Origin of the sequence: Burkholderia sp. HAN2018 (assembly GCF_024704855.1) — a bacterium.
Taxonomy (GTDB): Bacteria; Pseudomonadota; Gammaproteobacteria; order Burkholderiales; family Burkholderiaceae; genus Burkholderia; species Burkholderia cepacia.
Genome location: NZ_QOBB01000004.1, coordinates 48,420 through 70,891, shown reverse-complemented (window position 1 = coordinate 70,891; position 22,472 = coordinate 48,420). Strand labels below are relative to the sequence as shown.

Here is a 22,472-nt window from a genome sequence, read left to right as displayed (position 1 = left end):
AAGTCCGGCGGCCTCGATATCGAACAACGATCCCTGTTGCCGCAACGATCCATGACGGAACAGTGGCCCGGGGCAATCGTTGGTGTGCAACCCGCGGCCCGGAGCCGCGACTCGACCCGTGGCCGTCATGCCGAGCGCGCGGACGGCTCCGTTTCCGCGCAACACACCCGGTTTCGGCCTTCGCGCTTCGCGCGGTAAAGCGCCATGTCCGCCTGATGCGACAGCGCGTGCACGGAGGCGGGGCGTGCGCGATGGCCGGTCGCGCAGCCGATGCTGACGGTGAACGGCGGAACGGGTTCCGCGAACCCGTCGAGCCGGTTGTGTTCGACCTCGCGGCGAATCGCCTCCGCGACCTTCGCGGCGCCGCGTTCGTCGGTGTCGGGCAGCACCGCGACGAACTCTTCGCCGCCGTAACGCGCGGCGAGGTCGCCGCGCCGCTGCGTATGGGCACGGATGCATGCGGCGAGGAACCGGAGCGCCGTGTCGCCGCGTGCATGCCCGTATCGGTCGTTGTACTGCTTGAAGTGGTCGGCATCGATGAACAGCACCGACAGGCTGCCGTCGTGGCCGCGCTGGAGCCGTTCCCATTCGTCGGCCAGCGCGACGTCGAGCGCGCGGCGGTTGTGCAGGCCGGTCAGCGGATCGGTGCGTGTGAGGTCGGTGAGCAGCGTCTGCTTGCGAAGGTTGTCCCGCAACGCGAACGCGAGCAGCCAGACGACCGCGCAGAAGAGCGCGCAGAGGAGCGACGCCGACACGCCGACCGACCACGACATCCTGATGAAACCGGCCAGCACGTCGGCTTCGGCCGGCGCGACGACGGCGATCAGCGGTGTGCCGGGCACCCGCTGGAACGTATAGAGCCGCAGCGTTCCGTCGATGCGCGAATGCGCCGCGTAGAAGCCCGAATCCTGGTTCAGCATGCGATCGAAGGCTTTCGAGCGGCGCAGGCGAACCATCTGGTGATCGTTCAGCGACGGGTTGCGGGCGAGGATGGTGCCGTCCGCGCGCACGATCGCGCTGATGCCGTGCGGCCCGACGTCCAGCCGCGACAGCAGCTGATCGAAATAGGCGAGGTCGATCGCGACCACCGCGATGCCGTTGAACGTGTGGTCCGGTCGTTCGATGCGCCGGGAGAGCGCGATCGATTCCGTGCCGCCGCGCGAGCGCGCGCGATAGGCCTCCGACACGTAAAGGCCGACGTTCGGCGAGTCGCGATGGACCTTGAAATAGTCGCGATCGCCGAAGTTCCAGTGATGGGACGGGCCGCAGCACGCGTCGATCAGCCGGCCGTCGCGGTCCGTCACGCCCATCCCCGTCACGTATTGCGCGGCCGCGCGCTGGAACAGCAGGTCGTGCCGCAGCCCGGCGTCCATGCGTCGCACCTCCGGCTTGCCGAGATCGGCGGAGAGCGCGATCAGCGCGTTGTTGGACGTTTCGACGGTCCGCGCGATCTCGCTGACCAGCACGGCGGCGACGTTGCGCGAGGTTTCGTGCGCGTGCTCGACGACTTCGCTTCTCGTGGCCCAGAGCGTGGCCGCGCTGATGCCGATCGCCGCGAGCGACATCAGGGTGCCCAGCGCGCCGACGACAAGATGGTTTCGTCCCGCCCAGTCGGCGATTTTCTCGATGGAGGTGGATGCGGACATGCTGGCGCTCGCAGGGGGAGGCCCGGCGCGATGAACCGGGCTGCGCTGAAACCCGGGTTAACGGCAGGTCGTCGAAGAAATCGAGGCCCGGCTGCAATCCAAGTGGGCGCGGTGCGGCCCGCAAACGTGTGCGGGCCGGGTGCTCGACGGGGCGCGTACCGGAAAGCGCGAGCGGGGGCGCGGCTGGCGAAGCGATCGCGTCGCGGGCTGGACGATCGGCGCGGCGGAATCCGGAACGCGGGCCTGACGCGGTGCCGGCGATGTCCCGTCCGCGGGATCAAGCCGGCCCGGCCGCGTCCGTCTCCGCGTCATCCGTCGCCGCCGCGTGGCGTGCGCGTTTCAGCGTACCGGCCAGCTTCTCGATCGCATGCAAGTCCAGCGTATCGAGATGCTCGCGCACCTCCTGCACGAAGGCCGCGTAATCCTGTTCGTCCGCGTACTGGCCGAGCCATTCCTCGATATCGGTGAGCTGCCCGTTGCCGGCAAGCCGGATCAGCGCGTCGAGTGCATCGTCGGGCGGGCAGCCCATCGCGGGCGCGGTGCCGCCCGGCACGACCTCGTCCGCCGCATGAAACCGCCGCACGAGCTCCGATGCCGGCACGAGCACGTGCCCGACGGCCGGCGCGACGATCGCGAACGAGAACGACGTGCCGACGCCGGGCTGGCTCGCGACGGCCAGCTCGCCGCCCATCGCGCCGACGATGCGCTGCGCGATGAACAGGCCGAGCCCGGTGCCGCCGTTGACGGCCTGCACCTGCTGGTACGCGCGAAAGATGTCGCGGGTGCCGCTGATGTCGATGCCGATGCCCGTATCGGCGACCTCGAACAGCAGGCGCCATGCGTCGCCTTCGCGCGACGCATGCACCGACAACGTGACCGTGCCGTCGCGCGTGAACTTCGATGCGTTGGACAGCAGGTTCAGCAGTACCTGCTGCAGCCGCATCCCGTCGATCGACATCGTGCGCGGCAGCGGGCTGGCCGGCCGGTACACGAACCGGTTGTCCTGCTGCGCGCACAGCGCGAGAGCATAGTGGCCGATGTCGTCGAGCAGGCCGGGCAGGTCGGTCGCGTCCGGCGACACGCCGAGCGGCTGCAGCTCGGCCTTCGTGAACGCGAGCAGTTCGTCGATCAGCGTGAGCTGGTAGCGGATGCTGCGGTCGATCGAGCGGATCAGCCGCGCCTGGCCGCGCGTCGCGCCTTGCAGTAGCAGCTTCGCGTAGCCGTTGATCGTCGACAGCGGCGCGCGCAGGTCGTGGCTGACGTAGCCGAGCGTCTCGATCTTCTGCTGCATGTGCGTGGTGACTTGCTGGAGCGCGTCGTTGAGCGCGAGCGTGCGTCGTGCGACTTCGTCGCGCAGGCGATCCTGTTCGGTGAGCTGCCAGTGTTCGAGCCGCTTGCGCGCCTCGGTGCGCTGACGGCCCACGTGATGGATCCACGCGGCCAGCACCAGCAGGTGCGTGGCAAGCCCGACGATCGCGATGACGGGGTTCGGATAAATGTCGGACTTGAGCCAGGACAGCACCGGCGGCAACGCGTCGATGCCGTCGAGCACGCGGATCAGCATGTTGAAGGTGGCGAACGCGATCGCGATCAGCATCACGCGGCCGGTCGGCGTGCGGCGGACGGCGAGCCACAGCGCGAGGCTGATGTTGACGATCCCCAGCGCAGCGTTCAGCCGCAGGCAGAACCACGTGAAGGTCAGCAGGTCGCCGCAGGCGGCGCCGGCCACGCCGACGAACTCGAGCGCGAGGAATGCCATGTAGACCGCGCGCAACGGCAGCCTGGCCTGTTCGCGCCGGGCGACCGTCAGGATGAAGACGATGAAGCAGGCGATCGCGAGATACACGAAGATGATTTCGCCGCGCGCCGACCACTCGCGCAGCGCGGGCGGCAGCGCCATCGCCGTATAACCGCGGTAGGTCGCTTCGAACAGCGTCGTGCCCAGCGCAAGCCCGGCCAGTACGTAGAACATGCCGCTGCGCGAAAAGAACCCGATCAGCAGCGCACACCACACGAGCGCGAGCAACCCGCCGAAGAAACCGAAGTCCCACATCGTCGCGCGCCGTTCCAGCGCATCCCATGCCGCACGGGTGAATGCCGCCGGCGCGAGCCGTATCTCCTTGCGCGACGTGACGCGGATCAGCACGGGGATGCTTGCGCCGGCGGGCAGCGTGACGTCGAGTGCCGGGTAGCGCGACGGCGGCCCGGCCGCATCGCCGCCGGCATCGGCGGCCGGGAAGCGGCTGTCGAGCGTCCACCGGCCGTTCCGGCCGACATAGAAGTCGGCATGGTCGACGCGCGCGTCGCGAATCGCCAGCACCAGCGGCCGAGCGGCGCTGTCACGGTTGACCAGCGTCGCGCTGACCCACCATGCCGACCGCGAAAACTCGATGTTGAACGAGGGCGCTGTCGTCGTGGACGCATCGTGCGGCCGATCGGCAACGCGCGCGGCGACCTGTTCGGCGGTCATCGTCGTGCTCGCGTCCTCGAACACCGACACGGCTTCCAGTTGCGCGGGGTTCGGCGTCGCTGCCGCGCGGGCCGTCGCGCAGGTGACGGCCAGTGCGATCAGAAGCAGCAGCACCGTGCGCCATCCGGCCGCCCAAGCCGCGTCGCGACTACACATCGGGATGATGCCCGCCGGGTGTGGGCGGTGCGTTGACCGCATGGCGCTGGCGCCGCCAGTCGGACGGCGTGATGCCGAAGCGTTCGCGGAACGCCGTCGCGAAATTGCCGGGCGTGGAAAAGCCGATTTCCTCGGCGATGTCGCCGATCCCCATGGACGTCTCCGCGAGGAAATGCATCGCGGCGCGCAGGCGCGTGTCGCGCAGGTACTCGAACACGGTCAGGCCGAGCTGGTCGCGGAACACGCGCGACAGCCGCTTTTCGTGCGTGCCGACCTGCCGGGCGAGATCCTCGAGCGCCGGCGGATGGCGCAGGTCGCGCAGCAGGACCTCGGCCGCCGCGCGCACGAGGGCCGCCTCCGGGTTGTCGGGCATCTCGGGCAGGTGCGCGAACGGCTGGCTGCGCCGCGCGCGCTTCAGGTGGTTGCGGATCCGGGCCAGCACTTCGGTCGGCTCGAACGGCTTGACGATGTAGTCGATCGCGCCGGTTTCGAGCCCCGCGATGCGATCCTCGAGATCGCCCGCGGCCGTGAGGATGATGACCGGGATGGACTGCGTCGACGGCGTCGACGCCAGCAGCCGGCACGCGGCGAAGCCGTCCATGCGCGGCATGCGGACATCCATCAGGATCAGGTCGGGCGCGATCGCCTGGGCGCGGTGATACGCCTGCAGCCCGTCGAACGCGACGCTGATCCGGCACCGCGCGGCCCGCAGGATTTCGGTCAGGAGCCGCAGGTCGTTCGGGCGATCGTCGACGACAAGAATATGGGCGTCGGCGAGATCCGGCGTGGAGCGAAGCGACGCCGGGCTGGACGAGCGGGATGACATGGTGGCGGACGCGGTGGAAGGGTGGTCGGTCGGATTGAAAGCTTCGCTTTCAGCGCGATTGTTGCGAAAAATTATATGTCGACAACAGTACCGATTGTGAGGATTCCGTGCGGCCCGTGTGGGCATATTCGGCGGGGCGCCGCGCGGTTTCGGCACCGGCGTTCCGCCGAATGGAATCGGAGTGGAAAAACATGCCGAATTGCATTTTTAATATCGGTCTTTATTTCCGAATTTTATCGGTTGACGAATCGAATTGGCCCGCAGAATGAATTCGAGCGAGTTGTGTCGAGAGACGATGCCTTTCAGTGTGAAGTTGATGCACTGAATCGACGCTCGCCCGATTAATGTCTTTTTGCGGGGTGGTCAAGATTTATCCGGATGAAAACCGGATTTCGGGCGTGAATGTATGAATGTAAATACCGTCCGCTCGGGGAAAGTTTTTTTCCGCTCCAGAAAAGATGCGTTTGAACGGATGACCGCACACTAGCCCCGGCGCGGCTGGAATCGGTTCTTCGAGGGGAACGGTTTTGCAAGGATTCCTGCCGCTGCCCTATTCAGATGACGCGATATTCAATGTGACATCGAATGATGGCAATTCTCAGGATGTGGGAATGCGATGACGGACAAGAAAATTGGCACGAGGGTAATACAAATTTCATAATTTTCCGAATGAGTGCGTATACAAGATAAGCGGAAAGATTGTGAGGTTGGTCAGGGTGTGACGCATCGACCAAAAAAATCGTCAAGAAAATTCGACCGATTAAATCGATGCGGGGGCGTTCGGCAAGTCAGGCGCTATTTCCGGAAATCCGGAAAAGCGTTTGACTGCCGGCGGAGAAAGTGAGCGGCTGCGCGCGCAGCCCGGCGGTCTGATCCGTCCGGGTGCGATCACGCAGCGCGTTCTCGAATCAGGCGGGCACGAAAAACATGAACGCGACAGGCATGGCAGGTCAACGCACCGGTTCGAGCGAACCGGGTGCGCATGCTTCATACCCGGGGACTACTCGGCGTCATCCTCCTCCTGAATGAATCGTGACGGGCCGCCCCGGGGTTCGGGTCGGCATCCGTCCATCCGGCGTCTGAACGACGCCTTCCCATGAAATTCGAGGTCGCCGCCGGCTCGGCGCGACGACGCGCGCATGCGGATTCGCGATGCGTGGGGTCGCGCGTCGCCGTTTTCCGCGCGACATCGGCTTCGATGAACCGATAACCGGCGAGTGCCGCCGCGCCGCGTGCCGATGCACGCGTGCGGCGTGCAGTCGTGCGATCGCCCGCGCGATCGCGATTACCGAGCAGTGTTGTTCGATCGTTTAGTTAGTCATCCAAAGTGAAGCGCGAAGCGTCGCGGCACGGACGGGGGGGCAGACCGATGCGTCATCGCCTGCCGTCGCGTTCGCTGCCGCGTCATCCAGCACATGAGAACCGAGGGAACACAAGATGAACAAGTCGTTCAAGTCGATCTGGAACGAAGCACTGGGGGCCTGGGTTGCGGCTTCCGAGCTTGACCGTGCGCGCGGCAAGCGTGTCGCGTCGGCGAGCGGCCCGCGCGAGCATGCGGCGAACGAGGGCGACGCGCGACGCGCGGGGCTGCTTTCGGCGCCGTCGCCGCGACGGCTGGCCGTGCTGATGGCGTCCACGTATCTTGCGTTGTTCCATGCGGGGGCGCACGCGCAATACGCGCCGGACGGCGGTTCCGCGACCGGCGGCGTGACGTCGATCTCGATCGGCGTCGGGTCGAGTGCCGCGCAGCAGAACTCGACCGCGCTGGGCAACCTGTCGACGGCAGCAGGCGTTTCCGCCACGGCGCTGGGGCCGGGCGCGCATGCGATGGCAGACGGTTCGACGGCCGTCGGCATCAACGCGCAGGCGACCGGCGTCAACAGCGCATCGCTCGGCGTGCAGGCGATCGGTTCGGGCGCATATTCGGTGGCGGTCGGCAATCTGTCGAGCGCGACCCAAAGCGGTGCGGTGGCGATGGGCAGCGGCGCGGCGGCGACCGGCGTGTCCGCCGTCGGCCTCGGCAACAATGCGCTGGCGTCCGGCCAGTATGCGGCTGCGGTGGGTCTCGGTGCGAGCGCGGTCGGGGCCCAGAGCGTTTCGCTCGGCTATGCGTCGCATGCTACCGACACGGGCGCCGTCGCGCTCGGCAACCAGTCGACGGGTTCCGGCGCGGCCGCCGTGGCCGTCGGCAGCGGTGCGCTGGCGAGCGGCAATTCGGGTATCGCGATGGGCGTCAACAGCGGCGCGAAGGGCGGTTCGTCGATCGCGATCGGCTGGGGCGGGACGGCCGGCGTACCGGGCTCGGGCACGCAGTCGCTTGGCGTGAGTTCGATCGCGCTGGGTTCGAAGACGACGGCCGGTGCCGATCAGGCAATGGCGTACGGCCTGAGCGCAAATGCGTCGGGCGTCAGTTCGATCGCGATGGGTGTGCAGTCGACCGCGACACAGCAGTTTGCGGTCGCGCTCGGCAATCTCGCGCTCGGCAGCGGCATCTCGGCCACCGCCCTGGGGCCCGGTGCGACGGCGTCGGCCACGAATGCGACGGCCATCGGCATCAACAGTGTCGCGGCCGCGGCGTCCACCGTGGCGATCGGCGACAGCAATTCGGTCGCGGCCGCGGCAGGCGCGGGGTCGATCGCAGGCGGCAACAGCTCGAAGGTGTTGAGCGGCGTCGGGGCGGTCGCGCTCGGCCTGGGGCAGACGGTCAGCGGCGACGGCGCGGTGGCGATCGGCGACCCGAGCACCGCGATCGGCACCGGCGCGGTCACGATGGGTTCGAACAACACCGCGAACGGCGACGGCGCGGTTGCGATCGGCAATTCGAACCTCGCGCAGGGCACGGGCTCGCTCGCGCTCGGCAATACGTCGACGGCAGCGGCAGCCGGTGCGGTGGCGTTCGGCGCGTCGGCCGTGGCGAACAATGCAAACGACGTCGCGCTCGGTTCCGGGTCGACGACGGCCGCGCCGAATCCGACGGCGAGCGCGGTGATCGGCGGCGTCACCTACAACTTCAACGGCACCAACCCGACCAGCGTCGTCAGCGTCGGTGCGGCGGGCACCGAGCGCCAGATCACCAACGTCGCGGCCGGGCGCATCAATTCGGCGAGCACGGATGCGATCAACGGGTCGCAGCTCGATGCGACGAACCAGGCGGTGAATTCGCTGTCGACGTCAACCGCGTCGAGCGTCAGTTCGTTGTCGACGGGGGTGTCGTCGTTGTCGACCGGGCTGTCGTCGGCCAATAGCGCGATCACGTCGTTATCCACGTCGACGTCGACCGGGATCGGCTCGTTGTCGACGGGGTTGAGTTCGACCAACAGCTCGGTGACTTCGTTGTCGACGTCCACGTCGACCGGCCTGTCGTCGGCTAATAGCGCGATCACGTCGTTGTCCACGTCGACATCGACCGGCATTACCTCGTTGTCCACGGGCTTGAGTTCGACCAACAGCTCGGTGACGTCATTGTCGACCTCCACATCGACCGGCCTGTCGTCGGCCAACAGCGCGATCACGTCGCTGTCCACGTCGACGTCGACCGGCATTACCTCGCTGTCCACGGGCTTGAGTTCGACCAATAGCTCGGTGACGTCATTGTCGACCTCCACATCGACCGGCCTGTCGTCGGCCAACAGCGCGATTTCGTCGCTGTCCACGTCGACTTCGACCGGCCTGAGTTCGACCAACAGTTCGGTGGCTTCGCTGTCGACTTCGACGTCGACGGGTATCAGCTCGCTGTCCACCGGCCTGAGTTCGACGAACAGCACGGTCACGTCGCTGTCGACATCGACGTCAACCGGCATCAGCTCGCTGTCCACCGGCCTGAGTTCGACGAACAGCACGGTCACGTCGCTGTCGACATCGACGTCAACCGGCATCAGCTCGCTGTCCACCGGCCTGAGTTCGACGAACAGCGCGGTCACGTCGTTGTCCACGTCGACCTCGACCGGCGTCGCTTCGCTGTCCACCGGCCTGAGCACGACCAACAGCACCGTGACATCGCTGTCCACTGCGACGTCGACGAGCATCGGCTCGTTGTCCACCGGCCTCAGCTCGACGACCAGCTCGATTTCGTCGCTGTCGACGTCGACCTCGACGACCGTCGGCTCGCTGTCCACCGGCCTGTCGAGCACGAACAGCAACCTGACGTCGCTGTCCACCGCGACGTCGACGGGCATCGGTTCGCTGTCGACCGGCCTCAGCTCGATCGCGTCGAACAACGGCAATCTCGGCAACAGCACGGCCGGCGCGATCGGCGGCGGGGCCACCTACGACCCGACGACCGGCACGATCTCCGCGCCTTCGTACGTGACGTACAACAGCGACGGTTCGACGACGGTCAACAACAACGTCGGCTCGGCAATCGACAACATCAACGCGCACGGCATCAAGTATTTCCACGCGAACTCCACGGCGCCGGACAGCCAGGCGCTCGGGCTCGACAGTGTCGCGATCGGCCCGAACGCGGTCGCGAAGGTGGACGGCAGCATCGCGCTCGGCGCCGGGTCGGTGTCCGATCGCGCGACGGTGCCGGCGTCGGGGACCATCCGCAACGGCAGCGCGTCGATTCCGTTCAACACGACCGACCAGACGCTGCTGGGCGCGGTATCGGTCGGCGACGCGACGAGCAAGACGTATCGCCAGATCACCAACGTCGCGGACGGCACCGGCCAGCAGGACGCGGTGACCGTGCGGCAGCTGGCCGGCGCGCTGCAGTCGTTCGCGGTCACGACCACGAAGTACTTCCACGCGAACTCGACGGCCGTCGACTCGCTCGCAGTCGGCGCGGAGTCGGTCGCGGTCGGCCCGACGACGGTGGTCAACGGCGACAACGGCGTGGGGATCGGCAACGGTGCGATCGTCGATGCCACCGCGCCGGGCGGCGTCGCGATCGGCCAGGCGGCAAGCGCCGCGCAGGCCGATGCGATGGCGCTCGGCAGCGGCGCGACGGCCACCGGTGCGCAGTCGGTCGCGCAGGGCGCCAACGCGGTCGCGGCGAGCGTCGGCAGCGTCGCGCTCGGTTCGGGCGCGCACGCCACGGCAACCGATGCGCTCGCATTCGGGGCCGGCGCGTCGGCGACGCTCGCGAACAGCATCGCGCTCGGTTCGGGTTCGCTGACCACCGTCGGCGCGCAGACGAACTACATCGCGTACGGCCTGAGCAGTCCGCAGTCGTCGGCCGGCGAAATCAACATCGGCAACCGGCAGATCACCGGCCTCGCGGCCGGCAAGAGCGGCACCGACGCGGTCAACGTGTCGCAGCTCGACTCGGTCGCCAACCAGTTGACGACGCTGATCACCCAGCGCACGTCCAACCTCGGCGGGTCGTACACGACGAACCCGACCGGCACGAACGTGCCGCCGGGCTCGACGGGGCCGAATTCGTCGGCGGGCGGCTCGGGCGCGGTCGCATCGGGCTCGAACAGCACGGCGGTCGGCAACGGGTCGCTGGCGTCCGGCAACGGTTCGACCGCGATCGGCGTCGGCTCGACCGCAACGGGCAACGGGTCGACCGCGATCGGCACGGGCAGCAACGACGGCGGGCGCTCGAACGTCGTCGCGGTCGGCTCGGCGGAGTCGGCGCGCCAGGTCGTCAACGTCGCGGCCGGCACGCAGGGCACCGACGCGGTGAACGTGAACCAGCTGAACGCGGTATCGAACCAGTTCACGCAATCGCTGAACACGGTCAACAACCAGCTCACGCAGATGCAGCAGCAGATCCAGCAGACCGATTCGATGGCGCGCGACGGGATTGCCGCGACGGCCGCCATGGCGTCGATCCCGCACATGGACCGCGACTCGAACTTCGCGATGGGGGTCGGTACGGCGAGCTTCCTCGGCCAGAAGGCAATGGCCGTCGGCATGCAGGCGCGCCTCACGGAGAACCTGAAGGCGACGCTGAACGGCGGTTTCGCCGGCAGTCAGCGCGTGGTCGGCGCGGGTATGTTGTATCAGTGGAAGTGATCCGTGCGCAGCGAACCGTTTCGGCGTGCAGCGCCGGAACGGTTCGCGCTGAACGAGAACGCATCCGCATGCGGCCGCACTGCCGCGCCGCATGCGCGATATCGAACCGATTTTCGGGAGTGAATCAGTGAAGAAAACCTCTCTTGCCCTGCTCGTGTCCGTGGTCTCCCTGGCCGCCTGCTCGAGCGCGTCCGGGCCGACGTTCAATGCATACGAACTGCAGCCGAGAAACGGCGTGCGGACGTTTCGCGTCGATTGTCACGGCATCCTGTCGAGCGAAAAGACCTGCATGAAGGTTGCGACGCGCATGTGCGACACGCAGCCGGTTCGACTGGTCGATTCGGAGGCGCCGTTCCGCGACGGCGCGGATCCGCGGTCGATCGAGTTCCAGTGCGGCGCGGCACCCGCGCCGCTTCCGGCGCCGGTGGCGGCGGCACCGGCCGCCGCGGAAAAGGTCAGCCTGACCGGCGACACGTACTTCGCGACCGACTCCGCAACGCTGACGCCCGCCGCCCGCGCTTCGCTCGACGCACTGCTGAGCCGTCAGGCGGACCGGCATTTCTCGTTGGTGAAGGTGACCGGCTATACCGACTCGGTCGGCTCGGATGCGCACAATCTGGCGCTGTCGCAGCGCCGCGCGGAGGCGGTCGGGACGTATTTGCGCGAGCATGGCGTGAACGCGGATTCCGTGACGGCCACCGGAAAGGGGGAGGCCGATCCGGTGGGCTCCAACGAGACCGCCGAAGGGCGGGCGAGCAATCGACGCGTGGAGATCCTGCTGCAGAAGTAGCGGGTGGGGGCCGCGAGCAGGCCGGCGAAGGCGGCCGGCTCGCGGCCGCATCGTCGCCATGATGATCAAGGTTGATCGCGCGCGGCAGCCGATGCCGGCTCCGCTGCCGTCGCGCTCCGCGTCGATCATGGCGAATCGGGACAGCCGGCGCCGGACCGAACGCGGAGCGTACGACCGCCGGGTTTCCCGATCCTGTACCCTGTCCATGTCTTTCGTGCGTTCCGCGGCGGTCGTCGGCATGACGGCCGCCGTGCCTTCCGTTACGATGCGCCCGGTCGATCAGCGCCGTGCCCCCGGTCGGCAGCAAGTCGATCCGGTTGCAGACCTCCAAGGCAAACATGGAAATCAAGTGGATCGAGGATTTCATCGCCCTCGCTCAATATCAAAGCTTTTCCCGGGCGGCGGAGTTCCGCAACGTCACGCAGTCGGGCTTCAGCCGTCGCATCCAGTCGCTCGAGCAATGGATCGGCGCCGAACTGATCGACCGCAGCAGTTTTCCGCCGGTCCTGACGCCGGCAGGGCGGCTGTTTCGCGAGACCGCGGAAGACGTCCTCAGCCGCCTGTTCGACACGCGGGCGATCATCCGCACCGAGCAGCGCATCGCGGGCAAGAGCCTGCAGATCGCGGCGGGCCATACGATCGCGCTGAATTTCCTGCCGTCCTGGCTCAAGGCGCTTGCGCCGCATTTCGGCGAGGTTCGGGCACGCGTCGTTCCGACGAATGTCCACGATTCGATCCTGATGCTCGTCAACGGCAACTGCGAGCTGATGTTCGCCTATCACCATCCGGAGCTGCCGCTCCATCTGGATCCGGTCAGGTACGAACACGTGACGGTCGGCCTCGACACGTTGATGCCGGCCTGCCGGCCCAACCGCCGGTCGGCGCCCGCATTTCGCCTTCCCGGGACGAAGCAGCACCCGCTGCCGCTGATCTCCTATACGGAGACCAGCTACTTCGGGCGCTGCCTCGCGTTGCTGCTCGATCGCGCTCCGGATGCGCCGGCGTTGCAGCTGCACTACGAATCCGACATGGCCGAAGTGCTGAAAAAGCTCGTGATGGAAGGCGAAGGCGTGGCGTGGCTGCCGCGGAGTGCGATCGCCGCCGAGCTGGCGGCCGGCGAACTCGTGCCGGCCGGGCCGGCGGCATGGAACCTCGAAATCGAGCTGCGCGTCTATCGCGACGCGTCCAATCGCAGCGAGTTCCTGGAGACGCTCTGGCAGCATCTGCGCGCCGAACCGTCGCGGCGCGGCTAGGGTTTTCCCGCCTTATGCGAGTCTCGCATACCGCCATGATGCACCGGCATCATGGTCTGTTCTGCCATCCCTACCATTCGTTCCAACGACAAATGTGACGCGTGGCCCGCGTCGCGCGGCCCGTCGCCTGCCGGCGGTCGGGCGTCACCCAAGGACGGATGGACATGAAAAATCGGCTTACCTCAAGCATCGCAATCGGCATGGTCCTCGGCGTCGCCGCCGGCTATGCGTGTCACACGAGCATCGCGGACCCGGGCACGCTCAAGACGGTCGCGGGGTATTTCTCGATCGTGACGGACATCTTTCTTCGGCTGATCAAGATGATCATTGCGCCGCTGGTGTTCGTGACGCTCGTTTCCGGCCTGGCCGGCATGGACAGCGGCGAAGACGTCGGGCGCATCGGATTGCGCTCGGTTGCGTGGTTCGTCTGCGCATCGCTGGTTTCGCTGGGCCTCGGCCTCGTCATGGCCAACGCGTTGCAGCCCGGCGCCGGCCTGAACCTGGCGGAACCCGCGGGCGAGGCCAACCTCGGCCTGAATACCGCGGCACTGAACGCCAGGGACGTGATCACGCACGCGTTTCCGACCAGCCTGCTCGACGCGATGGCGCGCAACGACATCCTGCAGATTCTCGTTTTCTCCGTCTTTCTCGGCATCGCGCTGGGCGCGCTGAAGCACGATCAGCGTGTCGGCATCGTCATCCGGTCGATCGACGGCATGGTGCCGGTGATGTTGCGCCTGACGAACTACGTGATGCGCGCGGCGCCGCTGGGTGTCTTCGGTGCGATTGCGTCGTCCGTCGCGCTGCGCGGGCTCGACGTGATCTATACGTACGGCAAGCTGATCGGCGCGTTTTATCTCGGGCTGCTCGTCCTCTGGACGATCCTGATCGGCGCCGGATACCTGTTTCTCGGGCGGCGCGTCGGCGCGTTGCTGAGGGCCGTGCGCGAACCCGCGTTGATCGCGTTTTCGACCGCCAGCAGCGAAGCGGCGTATCCGCGCCTGACCGAGCAGCTCGAGAAGTTCGGTGTCGACAAGAAGGTCGTCGGTTTCACGCTGCCGCTCGGTTATGCATTCAACCTGGACGGCTCGATGATGTATCAGGCGTTTGCGGCCCTCTTCATCGCGCAGGCGTTCGGCGTGCACATGCCGCTTTCGCAGCAGGTGTTCATGCTGCTGATCCTGATGTTGAGCAGCAAGGGCATGGCGAGCGTGCCGCGCGGATCGGTGGTCGTCGTCGCGGCCGTCGCGCCGATGTTCCATTTGCCGGCGGCCGGCGTGGCCATGATCCTGGCGATCGACCAGGTGCTCGACATGGGCCGCACGATGACGAACGTGATCGGCAACAGCGTGGCGACGGCCGTGATCGCGAAGTGGGAGGGCGCGCGCGCCGCGCAGCCGGACAGCGCCGCGTTCGATTCGCGGGAGCTGAACGCATGACGCACCGGGACATCGCAGGCACGGGACGGACGTTCGGCGTGGTCGGCGGCCTCGGGCCGCTGGGAAGCGCCGACGTGTTCTTCAAGCTGGTGAAGGCGACTCCGGCGTCGTCCGACGAGGATCACGTCGATCTGATCTTCGAGCAGCACCCGTTCAGGGGGGCGGGTTCGGGCAGCGCGGCGACGACGGCGCGCAAGCTATATGTGTTCGACATGATCCGCGCGTTCGAGAAACGCGGCGTGACGACCGTGGTGCTGCCGTGCTTCCTGAGCCACACCTTCATCGACGAACTGAAGGCCAATACGCGCCTGCCGATCGTGGACATCGTCGAAGCCGTTCGCAGCCACGTGCAGCGCACGTATCCCGGCGCCATACGCATCGGCGTGCTGGCTTCGGACCATGTGCGGGCCGACGGGCTGTTCGAACGGTATTTCCCGGCGCCGCAGTTCGAGATCGTCCATCCGCGGCCGCGCGGCGATGTCGATCCCGTCACCGAGGCGATCTACGGGGCGGACGGCATCAAGCGCGGCAATCTTCGCGGCCGGCCGGTCGAGCTGCTGCGCGACGCATGCGAGGATCTGGCGGACCAGGGCGCGCAGGTCATCGTTCCGGGGCTGACGGAGATCGCGCTCGTGGTGGACGAAATCGGGCCGCTGCCGATACCGCTGATCGATTCGAATCTCGCGTATGCGCAGTACGCGGTTTCGACCCGATGCGCGGCCCGTGCACCGGTATTCAAGATCGGGGTTGTCGGTGGCGTCGGGCCGGCCGCGACGGTGGACTTCCTGGACAAGATCGTTCGAAACACGCCGGCTTCGCGCGACCAGGAGCACATCAAGCTGCTGGTCGAACAGAATCCGCAGATCCCGGACCGCACGGCGAACCTCGTCGGCGACGGTACCGACCCCACGATCTCGCTGTATGCGACGTGCAGGCGGCTCGAGGACGGGGAGGCGGATCTCATCGCGATTCCGTGCAATACCGCGCATGCGTTTGTCGAGCGGGTTCAACCGCACCTCGGCATTCCGATCGTAAACATGCTGACCGTGACGGCCGCCCATCTACGCGATGCGTATCCGGGGCTGCGCGAGGTCGGCGTGCTGGCAACGTCGGGCACGATCGAAAGCGGCGTATACGAAAAGGCGCTCGAATCGTATGGATTCCGACAGGTCGCGCCGGCGCCGGCACTGCAGGCGCGCGTGATGGAAGCAATCTACGGAGAGCGGGGTGTCAAGGCCGGCTTTACGACCGGCCAGTGCCAAGCGGACATCGGCGCCGCCGTCGACGCGCTGATTGCCGACGGCGTCGACGTGATCGTTCTCGGCTGCACCGAGCTGCCGATCCTGCTGCCGGGCCGCGAATATGTCGCGCCGAACGGTGTGCGTGCGACGCTGGTCGATCCGACCGACGTGCTCGCGCGCCAATGCGTCGCGTACGCGACGGCTGCCGGTGCTTGAGATTGGGCTTGAGATTAAGCGGCCGCGCCGCCTTCGACGCGGCGGCCGGCGGGTGTCGGATGTGCCGCGTGGTTCGGGCGGCTCGGGCGTGGATCAGCCGATGCCGGTCTTGTGCGATTCCACGACGACCGCGCGCGTGACGAAGCAGTTTCCGGAGGCAGACAAACCGGGCGCCCGGCAGCGGGCGCCATGTCAGTGTCTGAGCACGCAGACGGCGACGATTTCGTATCCGGGGTCGGCATGCATGTGCGCCGCCATTTCCGCTTCCTCATACGAACGAAACGACGTGGCATCTTCAACCGCCGGTGCCATGCCGATATCGCCATCCTCGGCGGTGCACAGGAACTGCTCGCCGGTTTTCACGACGTAGACGGACAACATGATTCCCTCCATCGTTTGCAGGGGGAAATTTCAGTCTAGCAGGCCAGAAAAGGGGCGCGGGCGGTTTGCGGCGCCCCGTTTTCGCGAGGCGGTCGCCGGAGGGTTTGCCGCGTCGCGTGTCCGCTAGACCTGCGACAGGAGCGGAAAGCCGTGCACAATACCGGCATGCAGACCCCAGATCTCGAACACCTCGTCACCGTCACCATGCCCTTTGGAAAGTACAAGGGCCGACTCATTGCCGACCTGCCCGGGCCTTACCTCAACTGGCTGGCCCGCGAAGGGTCCCGCGCGGCGAAATCGGCCGGCAGCTTGCGCTGATGCATGAAATCGACCACAACGGCCTGCGGGACTTGCTGGAGCCGTTGCGCAAACGCGGATAGCGTCGCTCAGGGCCGAACGGCTGCGCATGCGGCACCGTCGCTGGCCCACGCGCACCTACTGCGTTGCCATTGCTGACATAGAATGGAAAGAGTAGTTGACGGCACAAAGGGGTGCCAACATGAGACGCCTTTATTTCCTCGTACCCGATACGCAGATGGCCAAGGCCATCGTCGACGATCTATTGCGCGCACGTATCATCTGGCGCCATATCCACGTCCTCGCCGATCACAGCGTCACACTCGATCAGTTGCCCGAAGCATCGTTGCTGCAAAGCAGCGATGTCGTGCATGCGCTCGAGCGCGGCGTCGCGCTTGGCGGCGCGGCGGGTGCACTGATCGGCCTCGTCGCGCTGGTATTTCCCCCGGCGGAACTCGTGATCGCAGGCGGCGCCGTTGTCGGATTGACGCTGGCGGGAGCGGGTTTCGGGGCGTGGACCGCCGCGATGATCGGCATTGCCGAGCCGAACGCGCGACTCCAGCGATTTCGCGAGGCCATACAGGAAGGCCAGATCCTGATCATGGCCGATGTGCCGGCATTGCGAGAGCAGGAAATCGAGGAGATGGTCGCCAGGCACTTTCCGACGGCTGACCTGGAAGGCGCCGAGCCCACGACACCGATCTTCCCCTGACGCGCGACAGCAAGCCGGCCTGCCCGATACCCGGGTTCATCGGCGCATTTCGTCGAGCGTACGGCCGCGCGCGGAGAAGGGCGTTCGCACGTTGCGCAGGCAACCCTGCTTCCGAATCGCTCGAGTGACGCAGGCCCGACGCGCGTGACGCCCTCGGAACCGAAGCGCCGACGTCGAAGCGTCGGCAAGGAGGTCGTATGGAACTGCACATGCAATCGCACCATTGGGCGCGTCGGACGCCGGACTGGGTCGCCGCCGCCGTGGCCGGTCTCGCAGGCGGTGCGCTGGTGATCGCGCTGGAATTCGTCTGGTCGACACTCGTGCTCGGCTCGAGCCCGTGGCAACCGACACACAAGATCGCGGCGATGGTGATGGGCCGCAGCGCGCTCGGCCAGATGACGCAATTCAACCTTGAAATCGTCGCGATGGCGCTGCTGCTGCACTACGTGCTCGGCGCGATCATGGGGGTGATGCTCGCCGCGATCATGGCGCCTTTCCGCCTCGATTCGAGCGTGGGCATGGAAGCCGCCATCGGGCTGGCGTTCGGGATCGTCGCGTATGGGTGGAACTTCTACGTCATGACGGCCGTGTTCCCGTGGTTCGTCTCCGAGCGGGGTACCGGGCCGTTGCTGGCCAACCTGTTGTTCGGCGTGGTTGCGGCCATCACTTACGGCAGGCTGGAGCGATTGCGCAAGCACAACGTGGACGACTGATACATCGCGTTTCCCGCCGCGCCGAGCCTGACCACCCGGCGTTCGCGGGAGACACGGAACCCGGCGTCGGCGGCGCCGGCGAGTGATATGCAGCGAGGCGGCCTATGGCCCTTGCGATTGCCCTGGTCCTGATCATCCTGTTGGCGGTGGGGTTTCACTTTGCCAGTCCGTGGTGGATCACGCCGATCGCGTCGAACTGGGTGCGCATGGACGACATGCTGACGATCACGCTCGTCATCACCGGCGCATTCTTCATCGCCATCAACCTGTTCATCGTCGTCGCACTGGTGCGCTATCGCCACCGCAGCGGGCATCGCGCGGCCTACGAGCCGCACAACCGCCGGCTGGAATGGTGGCTGATCGGCCTGACCGCCGTCGGCGTGGCGGCGTTGCTGGCGCCGGGGCTGTTCGTCTACGCGGACTACATCCGGCCGCCGCGCAACGTGCTGCAGATGGAAGTGCTCGGCCAGCAATGGCAATGGCGCTTCCGCTTCGCGGGCCCCGGCGGCAAGCTGGGCACGACGGACGTGCGCTACATCAGCAACGACAACCCGTTCGGCCTGAACCCCGCCGACCCCAACGGCCGCGACAATTACCTGATCGAGACGCCCGAGGTGCACCTGCCGCTCAACCGGCCGGTCCAGGTGCTGACGCGCTCGCGCGACGTGCTGCACGATTTCTACGTTCCGCCGTTCCGGGCGCGGATGAACATGGTGCCGGGCATGGTGACCACCTTCTGGTTCACGCCGACCAAGGCGGGGCGCTACGACATCCTGTGCGCGCAGCTCTGCGGGATCGGGCACTCCGGCATGCGCGGCGTGGTGGTCGTGGAAGACGAAGCCGCGTTCTCGCGCTGGCTGGCGCAGCAGACCACCTTCGCGCGGCAGCAACTCGCCCACGTGCAGGCAGCCCCCGCCGCTGCCGGCGGCAGCGCGCACGCGCTCGCCGAACTGGGCAAGACGCTCGCGGCGGCCAAGGGCTGCGTCGCCTGCCATACCGTGGACGGCAGCCCGCTCGTGGGCCCGACCTGGAAGGGCCTGTACGGCAAGACCGAAACAATGGCCGACGGCAGCACCGCGAAGGTGGACGAAGCCTATCTGCGCGCGTTCATCCGCGATCCGGCGGCGCGGGTCGTGAAGGGGTTTTCGCCGATCATGCCGCACTTCGACCTGAGCGACCAGGAACTGTCGGCACTGGTGGCATATATCGAGGCGCAAGGCGGGCCGCCTCCGGCCGGTACCGCGGCCAGGCAATAGCGGAGCAGAAACCATGACCTATGCGCACACCGACCACGCCCCGCGGAGCTTCTGGACCCGCTATGTCTGGAGCCAGGACCACAAGGTCATCGCGGTGCAGTATGCGATGACGGCCATCGCGATCGGGCTGGTCGGCCTCGTATTGTCCGACCTGATGCGGCTGCAGCTCGGCTTCCCGGGCAAGTTCGCCTTCATCGACGCGAACCACTACTACCAGTTCGTCACGATGCACGGGATGATCATGGTGATCTACCTGCTGACGGCGCTGTTCCTGGGCGGTTTCGGCAACTACCTGATCCCGCTGATGCTCGGCGCGCGCGACATGGTGTTCCCGTTTCTCAACATGCTGAGCTACTGGGTCTACCTGCTGGCCGTGCTGGTGCTGGCGGCGAGCTTCTTCGTGCCGGGCGGGCCGACCGGCGCGGGCTGGACGCTGTATCCGCCGCAGGCCATCCTGCCGGGCACGCCGGGCGTCGAATGGGGCATCGTGCTGATGCTCGTGTCGCTGGCGATCTTCATCGTCGCGGCGACGATGGGCGGCCTGAATTACGTGACCACCACGCTGCAGGCACGCACGCGCGGCATGACGCTGATGCGCATGCCGCTCACGGTGTGGGGCATTTTCATCGCGACCATCATGGCGCTGCTGGCGTTTCCGGCGCTGTTCGTGTCGGCGGTGATGATGCTGTTCGACAGGACGCTCGGCACCAGTTTCTTCGTGCCGGCCGTGGTGTCGATGGGGCAGACGCTCAAGCATGCCGGCGGCAGCCCGCTGCTGTTCCAGCACCTGTTCTGGTTCTTCGGGCATCCGGAGGTCTACATCGTCGCGCTGCCGGCCTTCGGCATCGCGTCGGACCTGATCAGCACGCACGCGCGCAAGAGCATCTTCGGCTACCGGATGATGGTGTGGGCCATCGTCATCATCGGCGCGCTGAGCTTCGTGGTCTGGGCGCACCACATGTTCATCGCCGGCATGAATCCGTACTTCGGCTTCTTCTTCGCGACCACCACGCTCATCATCGCCGTGCCGACCGCCCTCAAGGTCTACAACTGGGTGCTGACGCTGTGGCGCGGCGATATCCACCTGACCGTGCCGATGCTGTTCGCCATCGGCTTCATCAGCACCTTCGTGCTGGGCGGCCTGACCGGGCTCTACCTCGGCAACGTGAGCGTGGACATCCCGCTGTCGAACACGTATTTCGTGGTCGCGCACTTCCATATGGTGATGGCCGTGTCGCCGATCCTGGTGGTGTTCGGCGGCCTCTACCACTGGTACCCGAAGGTGACGGGCCGCATGCTCGACGACACGCTCGGGCGCGCGCACTTCTGGATCACCTTCGTCGGCACCTATGCGATCTACTTCCCGATGCACTATCTCGGCATCCTCGGCATGCCGCGGCGGTATTACGCGTACCAGGGCTACAGCTTCATCCCGCATTCGGCGCAGACGCTCAACACGTTCATCACCGTCGTCGCGCTGATCGTCGCGGCCGCGCAGTTGCTGTTCCTGTTCAACCTGGCGTGGAGCCTCGTGCACGGCCGGCGCGCCGACGGCAACCCGTGGCGGGCCACCACGCTGGAATGGCAGACGCCGCAAACGCCGCCCGCGCACGGCAACTGGGGCGCGGCGCTTCCCGTCGTCTACCGCTGGGCATACGAATACAGTCCGCCGGGGCAAGAGGAAGATTTCGTGCCGCAAAACCAGCCGCCCGCGACGGTGCCTGAACCGGCCCACCCGGCGCTTCACCCCGGCGAGGCCCACGAATGACCACGCTGCCGCGCCCCTTCGTTCACGACGCGCCACCCGGCTTGCCGAATGCGGGCCGCACCGGCCTGATCGTCTTCATGGCGGTCGCGACGACGTTGTTCTCGCTGCTGCTGCTCGCCTATGCGATGCGCATGCGCGAGCCCGACTGGCAGCCGATCCCGCATCCGGCGCTGCTGTGGTGGAACACCGGCGCGCTGGCGCTGGCCAGCGTCGCCATGCAGCGAGCCCGGCAACTGACCTTGCACCGCACCGCGTGGCTCGTATGCGGCGGCGTGCTGGCGGCCGTGTTCGTGGCCGGGCAACTGACCGCCTGGCACCTGCTGTCGGCTGGCGGGCAGACCGTTGCGGTCAATCCGTCGAATAGCTTCCTCTATCTGCTCACCGGCCTGCACGGATTGCATGTGCTGGGCGGGCTGGCGGCGTGGGCGGTGACGATCGCGCAGCTCCGGCGCGCGGACCCGTTCCGGGCCCGGCGCGTCATCGATCTGTGCGCGCTCTACTGGCATTTCCTGCTCGCGGTGTGGCTCGTGCTGCTGGCGGCGATGTGGTGGCTGACCCCCGGGATCGTCGCCGCCGTCTGCGGGCCGCTGTATGGAGCCGCGCCATGACCGCGCCCACGGCCCCCACCGGATCCGCCGCCGATTCGCCCGCGGTCCCGCCTGCCGATGCGTCATCCGCCGACGCCCGGCCCGACGGCTGGCGCGGCATCGTCACGGACTGGTCGGCCGATCGCGAAGCCTTCAAGGTGCCGTGGGGCAAGGCGATGATGTGGATCTTCCTGCTGTCGGACACCTTTGTCTTCAGCAGTTTCCTGATCGGCTACATGACGGTGCGCATGTCGACCACGGCGCCGTGGCCCGACACCGCGAAGGTGTTCGGGCTCAGCGTGGGCGGCGTGGAGGTGCCGTTGCTGCTGATTGCGATCATGACGTTCACGCTGATCAGCAGCAGCGGCACCATGGCGATGGCCGTCAACTTCGGCTACCGGCGCAACGCGAGGCCCGCCGCCGCGCTGCTGCTGGCGACCGCGTTGCTGGGCGCCACCTTCGTGTCGCTGCAGGCGTTCGAATGGAGCAATCTGATCTTCCGGGAAGGCATCCGCCCGTGGGGCAATCCGCTGGGCGCGGCGCAGTTCGGCGCGTGCTTCTTCACGATCACCGGGTTCCACGGCTTTCACGTGACCTGCGGCGTGATCTACCTGCTGCTGATCGCGCGCAAGATCCTGCAGCCGGGGTTCGCCGAACACGGCAACTTCCAGATCGTCGAGATCGCCGGCCTGTACTGGCACTTCGTCGACCTGGTGTGGGTGTTCATCTTCGCGCTGTTCTACTTGTGGTGAGGCAGGCC

15 protein-coding genes and 1 pseudogene are annotated in these 22,472 nt (G+C 66.9%); 12 read left to right on the top strand and 4 right to left on the bottom strand.

Going from position 1 to position 22,472, the window contains the following annotated elements; all coding sequences use genetic code 11:
• Window positions 1-125: 125 nt before the first annotated feature.
• The 3 genes from DPV74_RS01825 to DPV74_RS01815 form a co-directional block, all read right to left on the bottom strand.
• Window positions 126-1,646, bottom strand: a complete 1,521-nt coding sequence (locus DPV74_RS01825) for a sensor domain-containing diguanylate cyclase (protein WP_059699496.1) — start codon at window positions 1,644-1,646, stop codon at window positions 126-128.
• A gap of 277 nt (window positions 1,647-1,923) precedes the next feature.
• Entirely contained in the window at window positions 1,924-4,272 is a 2,349-nt protein-coding gene (locus DPV74_RS01820) for a sensor histidine kinase (RefSeq protein ID WP_119336408.1), read from the bottom strand.
• On the bottom strand, window positions 4,265-5,098 hold the full coding sequence (locus tag DPV74_RS01815) for a response regulator (protein ID WP_027792808.1): 834 nt from the start codon (window positions 5,096-5,098) through the stop codon (window positions 4,265-4,267). The genes DPV74_RS01820 and DPV74_RS01815 overlap by 8 nt, the downstream gene beginning before the upstream one ends.
• Before the next feature lie 1,437 nt (window positions 5,099-6,535).
• Between DPV74_RS01815 and DPV74_RS01810 the strand changes: the two genes are divergently transcribed.
• The 5 genes from DPV74_RS01810 (at window position 6,536) to DPV74_RS01790 (ending at window position 15,998) form a co-directional block, all read left to right on the top strand.
• Entirely contained in the window at window positions 6,536-11,059 is a 4,524-nt protein-coding gene (locus DPV74_RS01810) for a YadA-like family protein (RefSeq protein ID WP_119336407.1), read from the top strand.
• A gap of 127 nt (window positions 11,060-11,186) precedes the next feature.
• Window positions 11,187-11,849: an OmpA family protein gene (locus DPV74_RS01805; RefSeq protein ID WP_119336419.1), complete on the top strand. Its 663-nt coding sequence runs from the start codon at window positions 11,187-11,189 to the stop codon at window positions 11,847-11,849.
• A gap of 338 nt (window positions 11,850-12,187) precedes the next feature.
• Window positions 12,188-13,102, top strand: a complete 915-nt coding sequence (locus tag DPV74_RS01800) for a LysR substrate-binding domain-containing protein (RefSeq protein WP_060358115.1) — start codon at window positions 12,188-12,190, stop codon at window positions 13,100-13,102.
• Between the two features lie 164 nt (window positions 13,103-13,266).
• A complete protein-coding gene (locus DPV74_RS01795) occupies window positions 13,267-14,541 on the top strand; it encodes a dicarboxylate/amino acid:cation symporter (RefSeq protein WP_027792804.1) in 1,275 nt (424 codons plus the stop codon).
• Window positions 14,538-15,998: an aspartate/glutamate racemase family protein gene (locus DPV74_RS01790; protein WP_119336406.1), complete on the top strand. Its 1,461-nt coding sequence runs from the start codon at window positions 14,538-14,540 to the stop codon at window positions 15,996-15,998. The genes DPV74_RS01795 and DPV74_RS01790 overlap by 4 nt, the downstream gene beginning before the upstream one ends.
• Window positions 15,999-16,190: 192 nt before the next feature.
• On the opposite strand, the gene DPV74_RS01785 is transcribed toward DPV74_RS01790, so the two are convergent.
• Window positions 16,191-16,379, bottom strand: a complete 189-nt coding sequence (locus DPV74_RS01785) for a hypothetical protein (protein ID WP_027792802.1) — start codon at window positions 16,377-16,379, stop codon at window positions 16,191-16,193.
• A gap of 165 nt (window positions 16,380-16,544) precedes the next feature.
• Between DPV74_RS01785 and DPV74_RS01780 the strand changes: the two are divergent.
• The 7 genes and pseudogenes from DPV74_RS01780 to DPV74_RS01750 all read left to right on the top strand — a co-directional run bounded on the left by DPV74_RS01780 (window position 16,545) and on the right by DPV74_RS01750 (window position 22,464).
• Window positions 16,545-16,759 (top strand): annotated as a pseudogene (locus DPV74_RS01780) (DUF3820 family protein).
• A gap of 119 nt (window positions 16,760-16,878) precedes the next feature.
• Entirely contained in the window at window positions 16,879-17,388 is a 510-nt protein-coding gene (locus DPV74_RS01775) for a hypothetical protein (RefSeq protein ID WP_027792800.1), read from the top strand.
• 197 nt (window positions 17,389-17,585) lie between these two features.
• Window positions 17,586-18,101, top strand: a complete 516-nt coding sequence (locus DPV74_RS01770; RefSeq protein WP_119336405.1) for a hypothetical protein — start codon at window positions 17,586-17,588, stop codon at window positions 18,099-18,101.
• 104 nt (window positions 18,102-18,205) lie between these two features.
• Window positions 18,206-19,357: a c-type cytochrome gene (locus DPV74_RS01765; protein WP_119336404.1), complete on the top strand. Its 1,152-nt coding sequence runs from the start codon at window positions 18,206-18,208 to the stop codon at window positions 19,355-19,357.
• A gap of 13 nt (window positions 19,358-19,370) precedes the next feature.
• Window positions 19,371-21,125, top strand: a complete 1,755-nt coding sequence (gene ctaD / locus DPV74_RS01760) for a cytochrome c oxidase subunit I (protein ID WP_119336403.1) — start codon at window positions 19,371-19,373, stop codon at window positions 21,123-21,125.
• Window positions 21,122-21,733 (top strand): cytochrome c oxidase subunit 3, encoded by a 612-nt coding sequence (locus DPV74_RS01755; RefSeq protein WP_119336402.1) that lies wholly within the window; start codon window positions 21,122-21,124, stop codon window positions 21,731-21,733. The genes ctaD and DPV74_RS01755 overlap by 4 nt, the downstream gene beginning before the upstream one ends.
• Window positions 21,730-22,464, top strand: a complete 735-nt coding sequence (locus DPV74_RS01750; RefSeq protein WP_119336401.1) for a heme-copper oxidase subunit III family protein — start codon at window positions 21,730-21,732, stop codon at window positions 22,462-22,464. The genes DPV74_RS01755 and DPV74_RS01750 overlap by 4 nt, the downstream gene beginning before the upstream one ends.
• The last annotated feature ends 8 nt before the right edge of the window (window positions 22,465-22,472 follow it).